The following is an 18,399-nucleotide window of genomic DNA, read 5'->3' as shown; positions in this document are numbered from 1 at the left end:
ACGTCGTCCTCGCGAAGGCGGGGACCTATTCCACGCGACCGAAGTCGTTTCGCGTGCTATAGGTCCCCGCCTCCGCGAGGACGATGTCGTTTACTTCGGCATGATCACGGTATCAATAACGTGAATCACGCCATTGTCTGCCTTGATATCGGTAGCAGTGACCTTGGCGTTATCGACCATCACGCCACCCTTGGTGGTCACGTTGATCGATGCGCCTTCCACGGTTTTCACTTTACCGGCCTTCACATTCGCCGCCATCACTTTGCCCGGCACCACGTGATAGGTGAGTACCTTGGTCAGCTTGGCCTTGTCCGCCAACAGCGCGTCCAGATCGGCTTTTGGAATTTTGGCGAACGCTTCGTCGGTCGGCGCAAACACCGTGAACGGGCCTTTGCCTTTGAGCGTTTCCACCAGCCCGGCCGCCTTCAGTGCAGTGGCCAGTGTGGTGAAGTTACCTGCGTCGACGGCAGTGTCGACAATGTCTTTTGCCTGCGCCGAGAAGGTGGCGGCGACGGTCAGTACGGATGCAAGAATGATCTTCTTCATGTGTGCTCCTAACAGAAATAGCTTCTGATTGATGCGCCGGCAGGATAGGCGACGCGTGGCCATCATAACCACATTTTTAAATCTTTGCCGCGCATGAGCTCGTTTAACGGCGCCCGTGTTTACGGGCGCCGTTCAATTTGATGCCCTCAGTAATCAGAGGTAATTCTTGTCCATCATCTCAGCGCATTCACCTCGTTTGCGTTGCGTAATACTCGGTCGCGAAACGCAATGCTTGCCACCCCCTGCTGGCAGTGATCGCCGTCCTTGCTGCGGAACTGGACGCTGAAACTGGCATCCATGTTCTTGAGCCGGAAGGTGATCATGTCAGTCGACGGCTTGCCTTCCTCGCGCTGGCGCGTCTCGATCTGGACATCGGTCACGTTCAGGCCCGCCATCGTGACGTCGATTTTCGGACGCTTTTCGTCGTCCTTGTTGTCCCAGCAGCCGTGGAAGTACTTCACTTCATGGACGCCGGGGGCTGGGGTGTAGACATAGTCATGCCTGGAGGCGCCCTGGGCATTGAGGCAGAGTGCAGCCGCGGCCAGCGCGATCAATCGGATTGGTTTCATTGTTGTTCCTTGAGTTGACATCAGTAGATCGTCAGCACGCCATTGCTGACCGCCCAGTAGCGGGTGATGCCGCCGCTGCCGGTCCAGGTGCCCAGATTGAACGCATTGCTGCCGTTGACGGTGCCTGGCACCTGATACATCTGCAGCGCTTTTTGTGAAAGCTGCCAGGTGAGTTTGGCGCCAGGCGCCAGCGTCTCAGGCGCACCAGTGGCCCGGACAAAATTGACATTGCCGGCGCCGTACACATTGCCAACGCCATTGGCGTCGATGGCGACCGCGGTGGCTTCGTCGGCCGACACGCCGCGCACGCTCTGCCAGCTCACCGCATAGTTGTACAGCATGCTGGCCATGAAGCCGGTCAGGCGTGGCTGGCGCGCACGTTCGGCAAAATGCGGCTCCGTGACCAGGTTGGTGAGGCCGCCATTGGCCAGGAAGTTGTTACCGATGGCAGCAGCGGTCGGGTTGTTCAGCACCGTGGTCACCTCGGCGCCACCTGGGTGATAGTACTGGCCCTGGATCGCCATGCCGGCACTGGTGCCGCCCACCGGCGCCTGCTTGGTGTTGATCAGGTAATTGAGCGCCGTGCCCACGCCCTGGCCCTTGAAGTAATTGATGTAGTTGGCTTGGTCACCACCGGCCAGGAACACCGCACCCGCACTTTTGATGGTCTGTACCACGCAGGCGTCGTTGGCCTGTGCCACGCTGGTGATGAGCAGGGTCTGCACTGAGTTGCTGCCGCCCAGACCATAGATGTAGTCGTTATAGGCGTTGGTGCCGCTCGAGCGGATCACCACAAAGTCGCCGCCGCCGGACTTGTTGATCATCCATTTGATGGCATTGTCCACGTCCATGCCGCCGCCCATCAGCACCACGCCGCCGCTGGTGCTTGTGGCCTTGGGTGTGGCGTTGCCGGTCTTGCCCAGGTTAACGGCCGAGGGGAGGGTGCAGGCCGTAGGCGTGCCGCCGCCACCGCCGCCGCTCGCACCGGGGAAGGTCACGTTGAGGGTATAGCGGCCGCTGCCGGTATAGCTTTTCACGCGTACGTAGTAGGTGCCAGCCGCCGTCGCGCCGTAGCTGCCGGTCTCGGGATTGCTGACGGTGGAGCGGTAGGCCACGTAAGAACCGGTGGCCTTGTACAGGTACCAGTCCAGATCGATGCCGCTGTCGTGTGCCAAGTTGATGCTGATGGTGCCGGGGCCCGTCACATCGAGCTTGAACCAGTCGACGTCGGTGCTGGACGCAATGGTGCCGCTGATGGCAGTACCGCTGCACGCGCCGGTATTGGCGCTGCTGTCGCTATTGTTCGATTCCACTTCGGATGACAGGCATGCTGCCGATGCGCCATGTGCTGCCAGCAGCAGCGTACAGGCGAGCGCCATCCTGAAAATTTCTTGTATTTTCATTCTCTGACTCTCCAAAAAAGACCACTATTTTCGTTATGTAAAAATTCCGTAAAGTAAAACGGTTTACATACGCCGTTTTAATGAACGAAAATTTTCATCGAATATACGCCCGAAATTTGGAAAGTTCCACAATTCTTTTGATGTCAGAAAATTGCAACGTTGGCCGGGTGGCGGGGTCGCATGGAAGACGCGGTGTCGATGATTTAGAATCGCGGCAGCAGTATTCCCATCATCAGACAGGAGAAAGCATGTTCAGTCACATCGGGATTGGTTCGAACGACCTGGAGCGCTCAAAGCGGTTCTACAACGGCCTGCTGGCTACGCTTGGTGCGAATGGCGAGCCCTTCATCAACAAGGCGCCATCCGGACATACCCGTCTGTTCTACCGGCATGACGGCGGTACCTTGTGCATCACCGAGCCGATCAATGGCGAAGCGGCCACCTGTGCCAACGGCGGCACCATCGGTTTCAAATGCAATTCGCCCGAGCAGGTGAAGGCGTTTCACGATGCGGCGGTGGCGTTGGGCGGCGTCTCGATCGAGGACCCACCGGGATTGCGGGAAGGCCCGGCAGGCGCGCTGTACCTGGCGTACGTGCGCGATCCGGACGGGAACAAGCTGTGCGCTTTGTACCGTCCCAAATAAAGTGGCAAGTTCCTGGGGACTACTCTGCGGCGTCGCCAGGGATTAACTGTCGATAGGCAGCGTAGACGGCGCATTGAAAAATCACGAGCATGACCATGTGGATCCATGTCAACACGTAGACCGCCCCTGTTTTCCCAAAAATGGCGGTTCCGAGCGACATGATGGTGACCCAGATCAGGCCCCAGCTGAGCAGTAACACGAGAACCGGGACGAACGAACCAAACATCGCCGCGACGCTGTAGAACATCGCTTTAAACGTTGGCATCTTTTTCCAATGAATGAGCGGTGCAGCAAATGAGAGGATGAACATGATTGCCGCGGCAATCAAGGCGAAGCCCATCATGAGCTGCATCATGGATTCCGGCAAAACAAGGTCCTTTTTGGTCTTTTGGGCTGCTTCGAATGCCTGCACGATAGCGTCCTTATCGAGGAAAGGAAGCATCATCAGCAGGAGAACGACCATCATTGCCAGGTAGATGCCGCCGAGCTTTGTCAATGGCCCCAGCGCCCCCTTGCGAAAGCCCGTCAGTATGACCGCTGGCGTTAATTTCTGGTCCAGCGAAAGGATCCGGCTTGCTTCGAAAATGACCATGCTGAACGATGGCATGAGGAGGACGTACGCGATACTGCCAATCGGCTGTGCAAAATTGAGCGTCAGCATGGTGAACAGGATCTGTGGAAACAGCAGCAGGATCAAAAAACCGGGCTGCTTCCTGAACAGACCGAATCCCTGTTTCAGCCACAGCCAGCCGGTACTTGCAGGTAAGCGGTTCATGCGAACAACTCCGGTGCGGCAGTCGCGATGCGCTCGCGCAAGATGCGTTCGAAGTGGGTGGGGTCGTGCGGGGTCAGCATTTCTGCCTCACGGGGCTGATGCAGGTCGTACAGACGTGACAGCCAGAAACGCAAGGCCGCGGCGCGCAGCATCGGCTGCCAGGCCGACTGCTCGTCCGCTGTGAACGGGCGCACGGCATGGTAAGCGTCGAGCAGGGCGCGCACGCGCGCGGTGTCGAGCACGCCTGTGCTCTGGTCGATGCACCAGTCATTGACGGTGACGGCCACGTCGAACAGCCAGGTGTCGCAGCCAGCAAAATAGAAATCGAAGAAGCCGGTCAGAAGCTCACCGTCGAACATGACGTTATTGCGGAACAGGTCCGCATGCACCGGGCCGCGTCCCAGTCGCTTGTAATGGTCGCAGGCGGCGTACGCTTCCTGGAAATGCATTTCAGCGCGCAGCAAGTGGGCGCAACTGTCGTCCAGGAAAGGCAGTACCAGCGGCGTGGTGGCGTTCCACCAGTCCAGACCGCGCAGATTCGGCTGGCGCAGCGGGAAATCCGCCGCGGCCAGATGCATGCGCGCCAGCATGGCACCGACAGCGGCGCAATGAACTGGCTGCGGGTCCATCTGCGAGCTGCCGCTCAGTTTGCTGACAATTGCGGCCGGCTTGCCTTGCAGCGGCACAACCAGCGCACCGGCGCTGTTGGCGACCGGGGCCGGCACCAGAATGCCGCGCTCGGCCAGATGGCGCATCAGGTTCAGGTAGAAGGGCAACTGCTCGAACCCAAGCACTTCGAAGAGGGTCAGCACATACTCGCCAGCATCGGTGGTGAGGAAAAAATTGCTGTTTTCGATGCCCGATGCGATGCCCTTGAGGGAACGGGCCTTTCCTAACGGGAACTGCTCAAGCCAGGGAGAGACTTCATCCAGACTGACCGCGGTAAATACTGCCATGTGAAAGCGAATTAAAAGTTGGTTCGAGAGAAATGGCAGCGATGCCGCTTATTTGGCTGGTGGCGGTGGCGGTACGTCGGCGGCCGGCACGTCTTCCTTGTCTGTTTTCTTTTTGCGGTTCAGATCGAATTCCATGACTTGCCACTGCGGCGAACCGAGCGTGCTGCCGCCGCCACTGCCGCGTTCATTCACTGCGGCCGGGCTGGTGCCCTTCATGGTGTAGGCGCTCTTGCCGTTCTTGACCTTCACTTCGGTAATGCGCCCGCCGTCTTTTTTTTCAGTGATTTTGGCGCCGCCCGTCTTGGGTGGGGTGACCACGATCGGCTGGTCGCTGCCTTCTTCGATCACTTCCAGCTTGGGGGGCGCTTCGGACGGCTTTTGCTGCGCCAGCGCGGTACCCGCCTGGGCAAGCAGCAGTATGGACAGGAGTTTGCACAGCGTGGAGGAGCGCAGCATGATTGGTCGCCTTATGAACGTTTGAACCATTGTAACAAACACACGGCGACCCTGTATCAAGTGTCGCGTTCACCGCTGCGGGGTGGCAGCCACTTCTGCGATAATGCCAAACGATATGCTGCGCCGTGCCTGCGCGCGGCTTCAACCTACTCTACGGTGCCATGCAAAATACCCTGCTGTTAGTCGACGGTTCCAGTTACCTTTATCGCGCCTTCCACGCTCTGCCGGACTTGCGCAGCCCGGACGGCCACCCGACCGGCGCCATGCACGGCATGGTCAACATGCTGCGCCGCCTGCGCCAGGATTACCCGGCGGCCTACATCGCCTGCGTGTTCGACGCCAAGGGCAAGACCTTCCGCGACGATATGTACCCCGACTATAAAGCCACGCGCGCGTCCATGCCGGACGACCTGCGCCTGCAGATCGAGCCGATCCACGAGGCGGTGCGCCACATGGGCTGGCCGATCCTGATGGTCGACGGGGTCGAAGCCGACGACGTGATCGGCACCCTGTCGGTGCAAGCGTCCCAGCTTGGCATGAATACCGTGGTTTCCACCGGCGACAAGGATCTGGCCCAGCTGGTCAACGACAAGGTCATGCTGATCAATACCATGACCAACGAAAAGCTCGACGAAGCCGGCGTGCTGGCCAAGTTCGGCGTGCCACCCAACCGCATCATCGATTACCTGACCCTGATTGGCGACACGGTCGACAATATCCCGGGGGTGGCCAAGTGCGGCCCCAAAACGGCGCTCAAGTGGCTGGCTGCCCACGACAATCTGGACAACATCATGCAGAACGCCGGTGCCATTACCGGCGCGGTGGGCGAGAACCTGCGCCAGGCACTCGAATGGCTGCCCAAAGGGCGCGAGCTGATCACCGTCAAACTCGATTGCGACCTGAATGAACACATGGTGTCGATCCAGGAATCGCTGGTGGCCAGGCCGGAAGACGCGCCTGGTCTGAAAGCCTTCTTCGAGCGTTACGGCTTCAAGACGCTGCTGCGCGAAATCACCCAGCGTGACGATGAAGGCGCGCCGCGCGCACTGCTCAATTCTCCGGAAGGCGATTTGTTCCCGGGTGCGATAGTCCCCGTCATCAAGGGCGAATACGAAACTGTGGTCACCGAAGCGCAGCTCGACAAATGGCTGGCCCTGATCGAGGCGGCCGAGCTGACCTCGGTCGATACCGAGACCACCTCGCTCGAACCCATGACGGCGCAAATGGTGGGTATTTCGCTGTCGGTGGAAGCAGGCAAGGGCGCGTACATCCCGCTGGCGCACCGCTACGCCGGCGTGCCGGAGCAGCTCAATCGCGAGCAGGTGCTGGAAAAAATGAAGGCCTGGCTGGAGAATCCGGCCAAAGCCAAGGTTGGCCAGAACCTCAAGTACGACAGCCATATCTTTGCCAACCATGGCGTGACGCTGCGCGGCATCGAGCACGACACGCTGCTGCAATCGTATGTGTTCGAGTCGCACAAGCCGCATGACATGGACAGCATGGCCTTGCGCCACCTGGGTTACACCACCATTCCGTTCACCGACGTGTGCGGCAAGGGTGCAGGCCAGATTTGTTTCGACCAGGTCGAACTGGCACGCGCCACCGAATACGCGGCCGAAGATTCCGACATCACGCTGCGCCTGCACCAGGCCATGCTGCCGCACGTGGAAAACGACGACAAGCTCAATTTCATCTATCGCAAAATCGAACTGCCCACCTCCGTCGTGCTGCAGAAAATCGAGCGCAATGGGGTGCTGATCGACGCGGCCCTGCTGGACGTGCAGTCCAATGAACTGGGCGCGCGCATCATGGAGCTCGAACAAAAAGCCTACGAGCTCGCGGGCGGCCCGTTCAACCTCGGTTCGCCCAAGCAGATCGGGGAGATCTTCTTCGTCAAGCTGCAGCTGCCGGTCATTAAAAAGACCCCGGGCGGCGCGCCCTCGACCGACGAAGAAGTGCTGCAAAAGCTGGCCGAAGACTTCCCGCTGCCGAAAATCCTGCTGGAATACCGCAGCATGTCCAAGCTCAAGTCCACCTACACCGACAAGCTGCCGCGCATGGTCAATCGCGACACTGGCCGCGTGCACACCAACTACGCGCAGGCGGTGGCCGTCACCGGACGGCTGTCGTCGAACGAGCCGAATCTGCAGAACATTCCGATCCGCACCGCCGAAGGGCGCCGCATCCGCGAAGCCTTCATTGCCGGCCCGGGCAACGTGATTGTCTCGGCCGACTATTCGCAGATCGAGCTGCGCATCATGGCCCATATTTCGGGCGATGAAGCGATGCTGCGCGCGTTCTCGGAAGGTGAAGACATTCACCGCGCTACCGCGGCCGAGATCTTCGGCATTGCACCGTCCGACGTGCAGGGCGAACAACGGCGCTATGCCAAGGTGATTAACTTCGGTCTGATCTACGGCATGAGCGCCTTTGGCCTTGCCTCCAACCTGGGCATCGAGCGCGCCGCAGCCCAGAGCTATATCGACAAATACTTCGCCCGTTTTTCGGGTGTGCGCCAGTATATGGAAGACACGCGCATGCAGGCGAAGGCACGCGGCTACGTGGAAACCGTGTTTGGGCGCCGTCTGTGGCTGCCCGAGATCAATTCGCCCAATGGCCCGCGCCGCCAGGGTGCGGAACGGGCGGCCATCAACGCGCCCATGCAGGGCACAGCGGCCGACCTGATCAAGCTGGCCATGATCGCGGTCCAGGATTGGCTGGAGAAAGACCAGCTGGCAACCCGCATGATCATGCAGGTGCACGATGAACTGGTGCTCGAAGTGCCGCAAAGCGAGCTGGAACTGGTCAAGGTCAAGCTGCCCGAACTGATGGCGGGCGTGGCGGAACTGAAGGTGCCGCTGCTGGCCGAAGTGGGTATCGGGCCGAACTGGGATGAGGCGCACTAAGTCCGAGCCTAAGCGCCGCTCGGTAAATTAGCGTCATTATTAACGATGTTTTAATGTCAATTGTTTGTGTAAGATGCTGGTTTTTCTGACCGGCATCTCTCATGTACCTTTTACTTACCGTGCTGACCTTTGTGGTCATGGCGGCCACACTGCCGGCCCACATCACGGCATTGATTGCGGCATCGACGCTGGTGGTGACCCTGGTGGGCCAGAAAACCGTAGAACTGCTGACTGGGGTGGCATCGCCCGCCGGGGAAGTGTTGCGTTCGGTCGGTCTGGGCTTGCTTTGCATGGGCTTGCTGTGGACGAACGTGCTCAGTTTTAATGCGCACTTCGACGGCAGCATGAAAATCCAGCTGGGCTGGAGCTTCTTTCTTGCGTATGCGCTGGGCTTTACGCTCGGGATGCGCATTTCCTTCTTCCAGGCCTGCATTGTTGCTGGCGTCAATACTGCGCTGTCTGTCCTGCTGCTGATCCTGCTGATGCCGGTCTGGATCGTCTACATGGTGTGAGCGACGGCTGGCGCAGCATTTTTTGCGCTGAATCGGACGCGGCGCGGACGAGGTTGGTACAATGCCCGGCTTGCAGTACGCAAGATCAGCACAAAAGGCAAGAAAATCGACCCGATCCTTATCTCCATCCTGCTCGCCACCACCATTGGGGGCGTCGCCAGCATCACTGCCGCGGCGGTGTTTTCGTTCGCCTTGCTGTCGAAGATGGTCGAGCGGATGGTCAGCCTGTCGGTCGGGATCATGCTCTCGACTTCGCTGCTGCATGCGCTGCCGGAAGCGTTCGAGTCCAAGGCCGATCCGCGCAGCCTGTTTGCCACCTTGCTGGGCGGGTTGCTGGCGTTCTTCCTGCTGGAAAAACTGGCCATTTTGCGCCATTCGCATCACCACGAGGGTGACGGCCACCATCATTCGCACGGACATGACAAGCGCGAAGCGGGCAAATCAGGCTGGATGATCCTGATTGGCGACGCCATGCACAACTTCACCGACGGCATTCTGATTGCCGCCGCTTTCCTGGCCAACCCGGAACTGGGGATCGTGACCGGCCTGGCCATCATCGCCCATGAAATTCCTCAGGAAATCGGCGACTTCATCGTGCTGCTCAATGCCGGCTTCTCGCGCCTGCGCGCCTACGTCTTCAACCTGCTGTGCAGCCTGATGGCCATTGCCGGCGGCTTGATCGGCTACTTCACGCTCGACAAGGCCAGCGGCATGATTCCCTATGTGCTGGTGTTCGCTTCGTCCGGCTTCATCTACATTGCCGTGAGCGACCTGATGCCGCAGATGCAGCGCCGCGCCACGCTGCGCGAATCGGTGCCGCAAGTCTTGCTGATTGGCCTCGGTGTGCTGATTGTGCTGTTCCTGACGGCGGGTCACTAAAAAACAACGTCATCAAGCTGTCATATTTGCCCTTTATATTGGAGCTACAAAAACAACAATAAAGGAGATAAAAATATGATGAACCTACTGCGTAACAAAATTAACGAAATCTCGACCGAGTGGCTGTACCACGGTTCCAAGTACCGCAAGCCCCTGGCCGATCTTCCCCCCAAGCTGTTCACCTACTGGCAGCGCACCGCAGCATTCGAATTCAAAGGCATCCCGCAGGATGCCTTTTTTTTCGCCCGCGCGGCGGAAGGACTGCTGATGTTCTTCGACTGCGTGGCCCGCAGCGGCAAGCAATGCGGCTTGCCGTCCAAGGCGGCTGATTCGGTGTGGCACGCCTGGGTGCGCTTTGCGCCTGAACACCTGGCCCGCTTCTGCCTGACCCACTTTGGCCGCACCATCGCGCACACCGAGGGCTCGGACATGGGCTTGCCAATGAATCAGGCGCTGGCGCACACCCTGGTGGCCGCGCGCGAGCTCGAAGGCTTGCCGGTGGCGGGCCTGAACGTGCCCAAGCTGTTCTCGCTGGACCGGCGCGTGCGCATGCCGGAAGGGTATGCCTACTCGCTCTCGCAGGGGCAGGTGGCCTACCGCGACATGGATGCGAAAGGGCGAGGCACGGGGGAAGTGCACCTGCCGGACGGCTTGAGTTCTGCCGCGCTGCTGGGGGCGGGACTGGTGTCGATTGATGCCTACCGCAAGTATCAGAATGAGACCAACGCGAACGGCGGCGGCTGTGGTTCCGGGTGCGGCAGCTCCGCCTCCGACGGCGGCGGTGGCGGCTGCGATGGTGGCGGTGGCTGCGGCAGCAGCTGCGGTGGCGGTTGTGGCGGCGGATGCGGATGACACATCCGCACGCCGAGCGGCTACGAACCTGTGGCCACGGGCCGGCTGCTGTCGCCCACCCATTCGCTCCATGAGCCGGGATACAGCGCCGCACCTTTGAGCCCTGCCACTTCGAGGGCCAGCAGATTGTGGCAGGCGGTTACGCCGGAGCCGCATTGCATGATGGCCTTGGCCGGATCGCTTACAAGCGCGGAGAAGTCGGCCTTGAGTTGTTGCGCATCCTTGAAGCGGCCGTCGGCTTGCAGGTTGTCCTTGAAGAAGCGGTTCTTCGCGCCGGGAATGTGACCGCCCACAGGATCCATGGTTTCGTTCTCGCCGCGGAAGCGGTCTGCCGCACGGGCATCAATCACGGTTTTGTCACCACCATCGATGTTGGCCAGCACGGCCGCCGCGTCCACTTGCGGCACCAGCGACGCCTGCTCGGCAAAGCTGCCGCGCGCGGGTGCGGGCGTGTCGGTCGATACGGGCTGGCCGGCTGCCTGCCAGGCCGGCAAACCACCATCGAGCACGGCCACGGCAGGGTGGCCCAGCCAGCGCAGCAGCCACCACAGACGCGCGGCGAACATGCCGCCATGCGCGTCATAGGCGACGACCTGGCTGTCGTTGTTGATGCCCCAGCTGCGCAAGGTTTCGGCCAGCGCGGCGCGCTCGGGCAATGGGTGGCGGCCGCGGAACACGCCATCGGCACCGCGCTTGGCACCTGACAGCTGATGGTCCATGTCGCCAAACAGCGCGCCAGGAATATGCCCGGCCGCGTAAGCGTCGCGCCCGGCCGATGGATTCATCAGGTCGTGGCGGCAGTCGATGATCACGACGCGGGGATCGGTAATCTGGCCGGCCAGGTCGGCAGCGGAAATTAATGTCGTGTGCATGGCATCCTCGAATTTTTGTCGAGGTATCTTACCATCGCAAAAAGCGCTGTGCTTACGCGCCGTGCGCCTTGCGTGAATCGTCTGGCGCCTGCTCGCGCTCGTGCAAGCCATAGTCGCGCATCACGTGTGCCACGCGCAGGCGATAATCGTCAAACAAGCCTGCACGGCCCTTGGCCTGAGCCGCGCGGTGCGCTTCCAGCGCGCGCCAGGCATGCACGGCCTGCTCGTCGCGCCAGAACGACAGCGACAGGATTTTTCCGGCCGTGGACAGGCTTTCGAAACGCTCGATCGAAATGAAGCCGTCGATCTGCTCGAGCAACGGTCGCAGCGCGGCGGCGGTATCGAGATACTCGGCCCGGTGTGCGGGATTGGGCTGCACCTCGAAGATCACGGCGATCATGCCAGCCCTCCTGCCGGGATGCCGATGGTGCCATCCACGTTTTCCAGGAAGCTGCGTTCTTCGCGCAGGATGAAGCGCTTGTCCTGCGCCAGCTGGAAATTGCGGCGGCCTTCGTCGTCCTGCTTCAGACGAGCGCGGTAGCGCTCATACGCTGCCAGGCTGTCGAACGAAATCAGGCCCCAGGCTATGTCGTTGCTGCCTTCCAGTGGCAGAAAATAGCCCAGCAGATGGCCACCGCAGCGGGGGATGATGCGGCCCCAGTTTTCGGCGTATTCCTGAAAGGCGGCGCGCTGGAACGGGTCGATCTGGTAGCGGATAAAACAGGTCAGTGCCATGCTGTGCGTCCTTGGTGGGTGAGCGAATACGGTAACGATACGGATTGTGCGGCAAAGATGGTTCGGCTAGGATCGAACCATGAAAGACGGACCCGATATTGTCAAGATCGCTGCCCTGGTGGGCGACCATGCGCGCGCCGATGTGCTGACCGCGCTCATGGGCGGGCGCGCGCTCACGGCCACCGAGCTGGCGGCCACCGCCAACGTCACCAAGCAAACCATCAGCAGTCACCTGGCCAAGCTGGTCGACGCCGGTTTGCTGACGGTGGAGTCACAGGGCCGGCACCGCTATTTTCGGCTGGCGGACGATGATGTCGCACATCTGCTCGAGTCGCTCATGGGCGTGGCATCGCGCGCTGGTTCGGTGCGCCTGCGCAGCAGCCCGCGCGAGCCGGCCATGCGCCGTGCGCGGGTGTGCTACGACCATCTGGCCGGTGAACTTGGTGTGCTGGTGTATGACCGTTTGCGCGCACGGCAAGCCTTTGCGCTTGGTGACGACGGCATTGAGCTTACGGCTGGCGGCGCCGTGCTGCTGGGGGAATTGGGGATCGATACCACGGCCTTGCGGGCCCAGCGCCGGGTGTTCTGCCGCACTTGCCTGGACTGGAGCGAACGCCGTCATCATCTGGCCGGGGCACTCGGTGCCTCGCTGCTGGCACGCATGCTGGAACTGGGCTGGGCTGCGCGCGACGGCAAGTCGCGCGTGGTGCGCTTCAGCGCCGCTGGCGAAAGTGCGCTGCGCGACTACCTGGCGTAAATTACACTTCGCTGGCGATCGGGTCGGTCTTGCTGACCGCCGCACCGCGCGGTGTTGGCTTGGTGTTGTAGAACGTGGCTGCCACACCCGAGGCCAGAATCACCCCCATCCCCAGCCAGACCTTCCAGTTGAAATTGTCGTTCCAGAGCAGCATGCCCCACAGGCTGGAGAAGATAATGCCCGTGTACTGCAAATTGGCCACCACCAGCACCTTGCCCACGCGGTAGGCGCGCGTCATCGCCATTTGCGCCATGGTGGCAGACAGGCCCACGCCAAGCAGCAGCGCGCCGCCGTACCAGGTATGCGGCGTGAACAAGGGCACGCCGGCAGGACGGCCTTCGAGCACCACGCCAAAGGCGCCGGCACACACCGTCATCAGGGAAAAATAGAACACCACGCGGTATTCGGGCTCGCCCATCTGGCCCAGGTTGCGCACCTGCAGATAGGCCAGCGCCGACAGCACGCTGGACATGATGCCGACCACGCCGCCGAGCCACTGGTTGCTGGCCACGGCCGGCTGCAGCACCAGCGTGACGCCGGCAAAGCTCATGCCAATGGCGACGATGAGCGGCCATTCGACGTGATTTTTGGACTGCCACCAGCCGACCGACAGCAGGAACAGCGCCATCCAGATGGGCGCCAGGTAGTTAAGCGTGACAGCGGTGGCCAGCGGCAGTTTGGAGATCGCGTAAAACCACAGCCACAGCGACACCACGCCAACAAAAGCGCGCCACAGGTGGGCGCCCGCAAAGGCAGTACGCAGGGTGCCGCGCTGGGCCCGCACCAGCATCAGCAGCATGACCGTGCCGACCAGGCCACGGTACATGACGATTTCGGAGGTTGAATACATGGTGGACGCAAGTTTCACGCCCGCGCCCATGGCGGAAAACATGAAACTGGCGAACAGCATCCACAAAGACGACATGACAACCTTTTGGTGTTACAGACTCAGATTGCTGCGGTACCACTCATGGAAATGCTGCATCCCGTCTTCCATCGGTGACTGGTACGGTCCGACTTCGTTGACGCCACGCGCCATCAGGATGCGGCGGCCGGCGTCCATGCGCTGGGCGATTTCGTCGTCCTCGATGCAGGTTTCAAAGTAGGCAGCGCGTTCGGCCTCGATGAATTCGCGCTCGAACAGCACGATCTCTTCGGGGTAGTAGAACTCGACCACGTTGCGGGTACGCTGCGGCCCGTCCGGGTGCAAGGTGGAGACGATCAGCACGTGCGGATACCACTCAACCATGATGTTCGGGTACAGCGTGAACCAGATCGCGCCTTTTTCGGGCGGCACGCCGCCACGGAACTTGAGCACCTGTTCCTGCCAGCGCTGGTAAATGGGCGAGCCAGCCTTGCCCAGGCCGCGGTTGACGCCCACGGTTTGCACGCTGTAGTCGCGTCCGAATTCCCAGCGCAGATCGTCGCAGCTGACAAAGCCGCCCAGGCCTGCATGGAACGGTTCGACGTGGTAATCCTCGAGATAGACCTCGATGAAGGTCTTCCAGTTGTAATTACAGGTCTGCACTTCGACATGGTCGAACATGTAACCCGAAAAATCGAAGTCTTTCGCGACCGACAGCTGCGCCAGTTTTTCCATGACGTTGTAGCCGTTCTGCTCGAACAGCAGGCCGTTCCAGTTTTGCAGCGGCGTCTTGGACAGGTTCAGGCACGGCGTTTCGGGGAAGTGCGGCGCGCCGATCAGTTCTCCCTTGAGGTCGTAGGTCCAGCGGTGCAGCGGGCAGACGATATTGTTCGCATTGCCGCGCCCATTGAACATGAGCGCCTGACGGTGACGGCAGACGTTGGACAGCACCTCGATGCCGTTGGCATTGCGGACCAGCATGCGGCCTTCGTTCTCGGCAGCGAGCGTGGCAAAGTCGCCCGTTTCGGGCACCATCAGCTCATGGCCGACGTAGCGCGGGCCATTGCGGAACAATTGCTGCATCTCGCGCTGCAGCAGCGCTTCGTCGAAGTAGACATCTACCGGAAGCTGCGCGCACGAGCGCGCCAGCTTGGCGTGGGTAGCCAGATCGGACATCCCAACCCCCCTTTACACGAGTTCCAAAGAAGAGAAAGAATCCAAAGACCAGTATTTTGGAGAGCGGAATACGGTATTTCGGACAGAACCGGCGATTATACCGTTAACGAACACAACAGTCGCGGTCCGGCACGTGAATGACGTGGCCAGTTTGGCATCTGTTGCACGAATATCATCTGTTTCATGCTACGCCCCCGGTTGCGATAAAATGCGGGGTGGCCGTCCCTAGGATGGAATGTTCTAATATTTAAGATTAGACTGCGCGTTTACGCATAAAGTTGCATGCGCAGTTACTCACGAAGCGTCTATGTCAAAGAAATTAACAGCCGAATCGGTAGCGCCGCCGGAATCGTTCGAGCAGGCGATGGCCGAGCTGGCACAGCTGGTATCGCAAATGGAGTCCGGCCAGTTGCCGCTGGAAGCCTCGGTCGCGGCCTACGCGCGCGGCTCGGAACTGGTCAAGTATTGCGCGGCCCAGCTGGAAAAAGTCGAATCCCAGGTCAAGGTTCTTGAGGGCGACATGCTCAAGCCGTTTGCCGCCGAAGGCGCGGGCGAGGGTATGCAATGACGCCGGCCAGCTCGTTTGACGAATGGATGAAAGCCGTGCAGGCGCACGTCGAGGAAGCGCTGGGTGCCTTCCTGCCAGCCGCTGGCACCGTGCCGCACAAGCTGCACGAAGCCATGCGCTACACCGCCCTGGGCGGCGGCAAGCGCGTGCGTCCGCTGCTGGCGTTTGCCGCCGGTGCGCTGTCAGGTGCCAGCACCGCAGCGCTGGAGCGCGCCGCCGCTGCCGTGGAAATGATTCATGTGTACTCGCTGGTACACGACGACATGCCTTGCATGGATGATGACGCGCTGCGGCGCGGTAAACCGACCGTGCACGTGGCGTACGACGAAGCGACGGCCCTGCTGGTGGGCGACGCGCTGCAGGCACAGGCCTTCCTGGTGCTGGCCGAAGGCGGCACCGTACCGCCCGCGCGCCAGGTAGCGATGCTGCGCCTGTTGGCGCACGCAGGCGGCTCCGCCGGCATGTGCGGCGGCCAGGCGATTGACCTTGACAGCGTTGGCATTGCGCTCACGCTGGAACAGCTCGAGCAGATGCACCAGCTGAAAACCGGCGCGCTGCTGCGCGCCTCGGTTGTGCTGGGCGCGCTGGCCGGGGGCGACCTGGGCGAAGCGCAGCTGGCAGCGCTGGACGGGTATGCGAAGGCCATCGGACTGGCCTTCCAGGTGGTGGACGACGTGCTTGACGCGACGGCCGATTCGGCCACGCTGGGCAAAACGGCGGGCAAGGATGCGGCGGCCAACAAGCCGACCTACGTATCGATTTTGGGCCTGGAACAATCCAGGGTCTTGGCTGAAAAACTCCGCAATGATGCGCACGCAGCGCTGGCGCAATTCGGAGACAAGGCAGAGCGGCTTCGCCAACTGGCGGATCTGATCGTGCAGCGGAAAGCGTGAGTATGAACTTGCTAGAGACAATCAACGAACCAGCGGAACTGCGCAAACTCGCGCGCACCCAGCTCACGCCGCTGGCGCACGAGCTGCGCAACTACCTGCTCGATTCCGTATCCAAAACCGGCGGCCACTTGTCGTCGAACTTGGGCACGGTCGAGCTGTCGATCGCGCTGCACTATGTGTTCAACACGCCGTACGACCGCATCGTATGGGACGTTGGCCACCAGACCTACTCGCACAAAATTCTGACCGGCCGGCGCGACCAGATGCACACGCTGCGCCAGTTCGGCGGCATTTCGGGCTTCCCGCGCCGCGACGAAAGCGAATACGACACCTTTGGCACCGCCCACTCGTCGACCTCGATCTCGGCGGCGCTGGGCATGGCGCAGGCGGCCAAGATCAAAGGCGAGGCACGTCACGCCATTGCCGTGATCGGCGACGGTTCCATGACGGCCGGTATGGCCTTCGAAGCCCTCAACAACGCAGGCGTCCAGGAAGACATCAACCTGCTGGTGGTCCTGAACGACAACGACATGTCGATTTCGCCGCCGGTGGGCGCGCTCAATCGCTACCTGGCACGTTTGATGTCGGGCCAGTTCTACGCGGCCGCCAAAAACGTCGGCAAGACCGTGCTGCCGGCGCCCATGCGCGAGCTGGCCAAGCGCCTGGAAGAACATGCCAAGGGCATGGTGGTGCCGGCCACGATGTTCGAAGAATTCGGCTTCAACTACATCGGCCCGATTGACGGCCACGATCTTGAATCGCTGATCCCGACGCTGGAAAACATCAAAAAGCTCAAGGGGCCGCAATTCCTGCACGTGGTGACCAAGAAGGGTCAGGGCTACAAGCTGGCCGAAGCCCAGCCGATTCTGTATCACGGCACCGGCAAGTTCAATCCGACCGAAGGCATTCAGCCGGCCAAGGCTGGCAAGACCACGTACACCGAAGTCTTTGGCAGCTGGCTGTGCGACATGGCGGCCGCCGACAAACGTCTGGTCGGCATCACGCCGGCCATGCGCGAAGGTTCGGGCATGGTCAAGTTCGAAGAGATGTTCCCGGACCGTTATTTCGACGTGGGCATCGCCGAGCAGCATTCGGTGACCTTCGCCGGTGGTCTGGCGACGGAAAACCTCAAGCCTGTGGTCGCGATTTATTCGACCTTCCTGCAGCGCGCTTACGACCAGCTGATTCACGACGTCGCCCTGCAGAACCTGGACGTGACGTTCGCCCTCGACCGCGCCGGTCTGGTTGGCGCCGACGGTGCGACCCATGCCGGCAACTACGACATCTCGTATCTGCGCTGCATTCCGAACATGGTGGTCATGGCTGCCTCGGACGAAAACGAGTGCCGCCAGATGCTCACTACCGGCTACCACTACCCTGGTCCGGCGGCGATTCGCTATCCGCGCGGCGCAGGTATTGGCGCGACCATCGCCAAGGAACTGACCTCGCTCCCGATCGGGAAGGGCGAAATCAAAGCGCAAGGTCAAAGCGTGGCGATTCTCGCATTTGGCTCGATGGTGGCGCCAAGCGTGGCCGCTGGCGCCGAGCTCAATGCCACCGTGGCCAACATGCGATTCATCAAGCCGCTGGACGTGGAACTGGTCAAGCAGCTCGCGGCCGACCATGATTATCTGGTGACCGTGGAAGAGGGCTGCATCATGGGTGGCGCCGGTGCTGCGGTGGCCGAGGCGCTGGCTGCCGAAGGTATCGTCAAGCCGATTCTGATGCTTGGCCTGCCTGACAAATTTATTGATCATGGTGACCCGGCTGCGCTGCTGGCCGGCGTGGGCCTGGATGCCAAGGGCATTGCCGCGTCGATTCGCCAGCGCTACGGCGCCGTCGAGCCACGCCTGGTCGTCAACAACACCTGACCCACGTCGCCCTCGCGAAGGCGGGGGGCCATTCCATCTAAACCAACTTCGGTAACGTGGAATGGGCCCCCGCCTTCGCGAGGGCGATGTTGTTTTGGCGCGCGGCTTCATTTTTGCTCCACATTTGGCTGTCACTATCCAATCACGTTGACACCTGATTGGAT

Annotated in this window: 20 protein-coding genes; 9 read left to right on the top strand and 11 right to left on the bottom strand. The window is 61.0% G+C overall.

The window, feature by feature from the left end; all coding sequences use genetic code 11:
* Positions 1 to 90 precede the first annotated feature (90 nt).
* From BUC24_RS18485 to BUC24_RS18475, 3 genes are all read right to left on the bottom strand, one after another.
* Positions 91 to 546: a fasciclin domain-containing protein gene (locus BUC24_RS18485; protein ID WP_073219529.1), complete on the bottom strand. Its 456-nt coding sequence runs from the start codon at positions 544 to 546 to the stop codon at positions 91 to 93.
* 173 nt (positions 547 to 719) lie between these two features.
* Complete coding sequence (locus tag BUC24_RS18480) at positions 720 to 1,115, bottom strand: hypothetical protein (protein WP_143167564.1); 396 nt, start codon at positions 1,113 to 1,115, stop codon at positions 720 to 722.
* 20 nt (positions 1,116 to 1,135) lie between these two features.
* Positions 1,136 to 2,518, bottom strand: a complete 1,383-nt coding sequence (locus BUC24_RS18475) for a pre-peptidase C-terminal domain-containing protein (RefSeq protein WP_229448285.1) — start codon at positions 2,516 to 2,518, stop codon at positions 1,136 to 1,138.
* A gap of 248 nt (positions 2,519 to 2,766) precedes the next feature.
* Between BUC24_RS18475 and BUC24_RS18470 the strand changes: the two genes are divergently transcribed.
* Positions 2,767 to 3,162, top strand: coding sequence for a VOC family protein (locus tag BUC24_RS18470; RefSeq protein ID WP_073219521.1), 396 nt, complete (start codon positions 2,767 to 2,769; stop codon positions 3,160 to 3,162).
* Positions 3,163 to 3,181: 19 nt separating this feature from the next.
* On the opposite strand, the gene BUC24_RS18465 is transcribed toward BUC24_RS18470, so the two are convergent.
* From BUC24_RS18465 to BUC24_RS18455, 3 genes are read right to left on the bottom strand one after another with little or no spacing between them, the layout of a single operon-like run.
* Positions 3,182 to 3,937, bottom strand: a complete 756-nt coding sequence (locus tag BUC24_RS18465; RefSeq protein ID WP_073219518.1) for a BPSS1780 family membrane protein — start codon at positions 3,935 to 3,937, stop codon at positions 3,182 to 3,184.
* Positions 3,934 to 4,893 (bottom strand): homoserine kinase, encoded by a 960-nt coding sequence (locus BUC24_RS18460; protein ID WP_073219515.1) that lies wholly within the window; start codon positions 4,891 to 4,893, stop codon positions 3,934 to 3,936. Before BUC24_RS18460 ends, BUC24_RS18465 begins: the two co-directional genes overlap by 4 nt.
* A gap of 48 nt (positions 4,894 to 4,941) precedes the next feature.
* A complete protein-coding gene (locus BUC24_RS18455; RefSeq protein ID WP_073219511.1) occupies positions 4,942 to 5,349 on the bottom strand; it encodes a hypothetical protein in 408 nt (135 codons plus the stop codon).
* A 161-nt stretch (positions 5,350 to 5,510) separates the two neighbouring features.
* Between BUC24_RS18455 and polA the strand changes: the two genes are divergently transcribed.
* The 4 genes from polA to BUC24_RS18435 all read left to right on the top strand — a co-directional run bounded on the left by polA (position 5,511) and on the right by BUC24_RS18435 (position 10,498).
* The gene (gene polA / locus BUC24_RS18450) at positions 5,511 to 8,255 is read left to right on the top strand and encodes a DNA polymerase I (protein WP_073220342.1); all 2,745 of its coding nucleotides are present in this window, start codon (positions 5,511 to 5,513) and stop codon (positions 8,253 to 8,255) included.
* A 101-nt stretch (positions 8,256 to 8,356) separates the two neighbouring features.
* Positions 8,357 to 8,767 (top strand): hypothetical protein, encoded by a 411-nt coding sequence (locus BUC24_RS18445; protein ID WP_073219508.1) that lies wholly within the window; start codon positions 8,357 to 8,359, stop codon positions 8,765 to 8,767.
* 129 nt (positions 8,768 to 8,896) lie between these two features.
* Positions 8,897 to 9,646 carry a ZIP family metal transporter gene (locus BUC24_RS18440; RefSeq protein ID WP_073219506.1) on the top strand — a complete coding sequence of 250 codons (750 nt, stop codon included), beginning with the start codon at positions 8,897 to 8,899 and terminating at the stop codon, positions 9,644 to 9,646.
* Between the two features lie 75 nt (positions 9,647 to 9,721).
* Positions 9,722 to 10,498 carry a glycine-rich domain-containing protein gene (locus tag BUC24_RS18435; RefSeq protein ID WP_073219503.1) on the top strand — a complete coding sequence of 259 codons (777 nt, stop codon included), beginning with the start codon at positions 9,722 to 9,724 and terminating at the stop codon, positions 10,496 to 10,498.
* A 20-nt stretch (positions 10,499 to 10,518) separates the two neighbouring features.
* Here the strand turns inward: BUC24_RS18435 and BUC24_RS18430 are convergent, their stop codons facing one another.
* From BUC24_RS18430 to BUC24_RS18420, 3 genes are read right to left on the bottom strand one after another with little or no spacing between them, the layout of a single operon-like run.
* Positions 10,519 to 11,370 (bottom strand): sulfurtransferase, encoded by an 852-nt coding sequence (locus BUC24_RS18430; protein WP_073219500.1) that lies wholly within the window; start codon positions 11,368 to 11,370, stop codon positions 10,519 to 10,521.
* Between the two features lie 52 nt (positions 11,371 to 11,422).
* Complete coding sequence (locus tag BUC24_RS18425) at positions 11,423 to 11,770, bottom strand: antibiotic biosynthesis monooxygenase family protein (protein WP_073219497.1); 348 nt, start codon at positions 11,768 to 11,770, stop codon at positions 11,423 to 11,425.
* Positions 11,767 to 12,105 (bottom strand): NIPSNAP family protein, encoded by a 339-nt coding sequence (locus BUC24_RS18420; protein WP_073219493.1) that lies wholly within the window; start codon positions 12,103 to 12,105, stop codon positions 11,767 to 11,769. The genes BUC24_RS18425 and BUC24_RS18420 overlap by 4 nt, the downstream gene beginning before the upstream one ends.
* A 79-nt stretch (positions 12,106 to 12,184) precedes the next feature.
* Between BUC24_RS18420 and BUC24_RS18415 the strand changes: the two genes are divergently transcribed.
* The gene (locus BUC24_RS18415) at positions 12,185 to 12,862 is read left to right on the top strand and encodes an ArsR/SmtB family transcription factor (protein WP_073219490.1); all 678 of its coding nucleotides are present in this window, start codon (positions 12,185 to 12,187) and stop codon (positions 12,860 to 12,862) included.
* 1 nt (position 12,863) lies between these two features.
* Here BUC24_RS18415 and BUC24_RS18410 read toward each other — a convergent pair whose 3' ends face one another.
* Both BUC24_RS18410 and BUC24_RS18405 read right to left on the bottom strand, forming a co-directional pair.
* The gene (locus BUC24_RS18410; RefSeq protein ID WP_073219487.1) at positions 12,864 to 13,787 is read right to left on the bottom strand and encodes a DMT family transporter; all 924 of its coding nucleotides are present in this window, start codon (positions 13,785 to 13,787) and stop codon (positions 12,864 to 12,866) included.
* 15 nt (positions 13,788 to 13,802) lie between these two features.
* Positions 13,803 to 14,903: an aromatic ring-hydroxylating oxygenase subunit alpha gene (locus BUC24_RS18405; RefSeq protein ID WP_073219484.1), complete on the bottom strand. Its 1,101-nt coding sequence runs from the start codon at positions 14,901 to 14,903 to the stop codon at positions 13,803 to 13,805.
* A gap of 307 nt (positions 14,904 to 15,210) precedes the next feature.
* On the opposite strand from BUC24_RS18405, the gene BUC24_RS18400 reads away from it, so the two are divergent.
* From BUC24_RS18400 to dxs, 3 genes are read left to right on the top strand one after another with little or no spacing between them, the layout of a single operon-like run.
* Positions 15,211 to 15,471, top strand: coding sequence for an exodeoxyribonuclease VII small subunit (locus BUC24_RS18400; RefSeq protein WP_073219481.1), 261 nt, complete (start codon positions 15,211 to 15,213; stop codon positions 15,469 to 15,471).
* Positions 15,468 to 16,364 carry a polyprenyl synthetase family protein gene (locus BUC24_RS18395; protein WP_073219478.1) on the top strand — a complete coding sequence of 299 codons (897 nt, stop codon included), beginning with the start codon at positions 15,468 to 15,470 and terminating at the stop codon, positions 16,362 to 16,364. The genes BUC24_RS18400 and BUC24_RS18395 overlap by 4 nt, the downstream gene beginning before the upstream one ends.
* A gap of 2 nt (positions 16,365 to 16,366) precedes the next feature.
* Positions 16,367 to 18,235 carry a 1-deoxy-D-xylulose-5-phosphate synthase gene (dxs, locus tag BUC24_RS18390; protein WP_073219475.1) on the top strand — a complete coding sequence of 623 codons (1,869 nt, stop codon included), beginning with the start codon at positions 16,367 to 16,369 and terminating at the stop codon, positions 18,233 to 18,235.
* Positions 18,236 to 18,399: the final 164 nt, after the last annotated feature.

The sequence above is a fragment of the Massilia sp. CF038 genome (assembly GCF_900129765.1).
GTDB lineage: Bacteria > Pseudomonadota > Gammaproteobacteria > Burkholderiales > Burkholderiaceae_D > Telluria_A.
This window is presented reverse-complemented; position numbering and strand designations above follow the sequence as displayed.

Bases quoted from the DNA above. Each gene is read 5' to 3' on its own strand.
- BUC24_RS18485 (WP_073219529.1), bottom strand. From the start codon at position 546: ATGAAGAAGATCATTCTTGCATCCGTACTGACCGTCGCCGCCACCTTC.
- BUC24_RS18480 (WP_143167564.1), bottom strand. From the start codon at position 1,115: ATGAAACCAATCCGATTGATCGCGCTGGCCGCGGCTGCACTCTGCCTC.
- BUC24_RS18475 (WP_229448285.1), bottom strand. From the start codon at position 2,518: ATGAAAATACAAGAAATTTTCAGGATGGCGCTCGCCTGTACGCTGCTG.
- BUC24_RS18470 (WP_073219521.1), top strand. From the start codon at position 2,767: ATGTTCAGTCACATCGGGATTGGTTCGAACGACCTGGAGCGCTCAAAG.
- BUC24_RS18465 (WP_073219518.1), bottom strand. From the start codon at position 3,937: ATGAACCGCTTACCTGCAAGTACCGGCTGGCTGTGGCTGAAACAGGGA.
- BUC24_RS18460 (WP_073219515.1), bottom strand. From the start codon at position 4,893: ATGGCAGTATTTACCGCGGTCAGTCTGGATGAAGTCTCTCCCTGGCTT.
- BUC24_RS18455 (WP_073219511.1), bottom strand. From the start codon at position 5,349: ATGCTGCGCTCCTCCACGCTGTGCAAACTCCTGTCCATACTGCTGCTT.
- polA (WP_073220342.1), top strand. From the start codon at position 5,511: ATGCAAAATACCCTGCTGTTAGTCGACGGTTCCAGTTACCTTTATCGC.
- BUC24_RS18445 (WP_073219508.1), top strand. From the start codon at position 8,357: ATGTACCTTTTACTTACCGTGCTGACCTTTGTGGTCATGGCGGCCACA.
- BUC24_RS18435 (WP_073219503.1), top strand. From the start codon at position 9,722: ATGATGAACCTACTGCGTAACAAAATTAACGAAATCTCGACCGAGTGG.
- BUC24_RS18430 (WP_073219500.1), bottom strand. From the start codon at position 11,370: ATGCACACGACATTAATTTCCGCTGCCGACCTGGCCGGCCAGATTACC.
- BUC24_RS18425 (WP_073219497.1), bottom strand. From the start codon at position 11,770: ATGATCGCCGTGATCTTCGAGGTGCAGCCCAATCCCGCACACCGGGCC.
- BUC24_RS18420 (WP_073219493.1), bottom strand. From the start codon at position 12,105: ATGGCACTGACCTGTTTTATCCGCTACCAGATCGACCCGTTCCAGCGC.
- BUC24_RS18415 (WP_073219490.1), top strand. From the start codon at position 12,185: ATGAAAGACGGACCCGATATTGTCAAGATCGCTGCCCTGGTGGGCGAC.
- BUC24_RS18410 (WP_073219487.1), bottom strand. From the start codon at position 13,787: ATGTCGTCTTTGTGGATGCTGTTCGCCAGTTTCATGTTTTCCGCCATG.
- BUC24_RS18405 (WP_073219484.1), bottom strand. From the start codon at position 14,903: ATGTCCGATCTGGCTACCCACGCCAAGCTGGCGCGCTCGTGCGCGCAG.
- BUC24_RS18400 (WP_073219481.1), top strand. From the start codon at position 15,211: ATGTCAAAGAAATTAACAGCCGAATCGGTAGCGCCGCCGGAATCGTTC.
- BUC24_RS18395 (WP_073219478.1), top strand. From the start codon at position 15,468: ATGACGCCGGCCAGCTCGTTTGACGAATGGATGAAAGCCGTGCAGGCG.
- dxs (WP_073219475.1), top strand. From the start codon at position 16,367: ATGAACTTGCTAGAGACAATCAACGAACCAGCGGAACTGCGCAAACTC.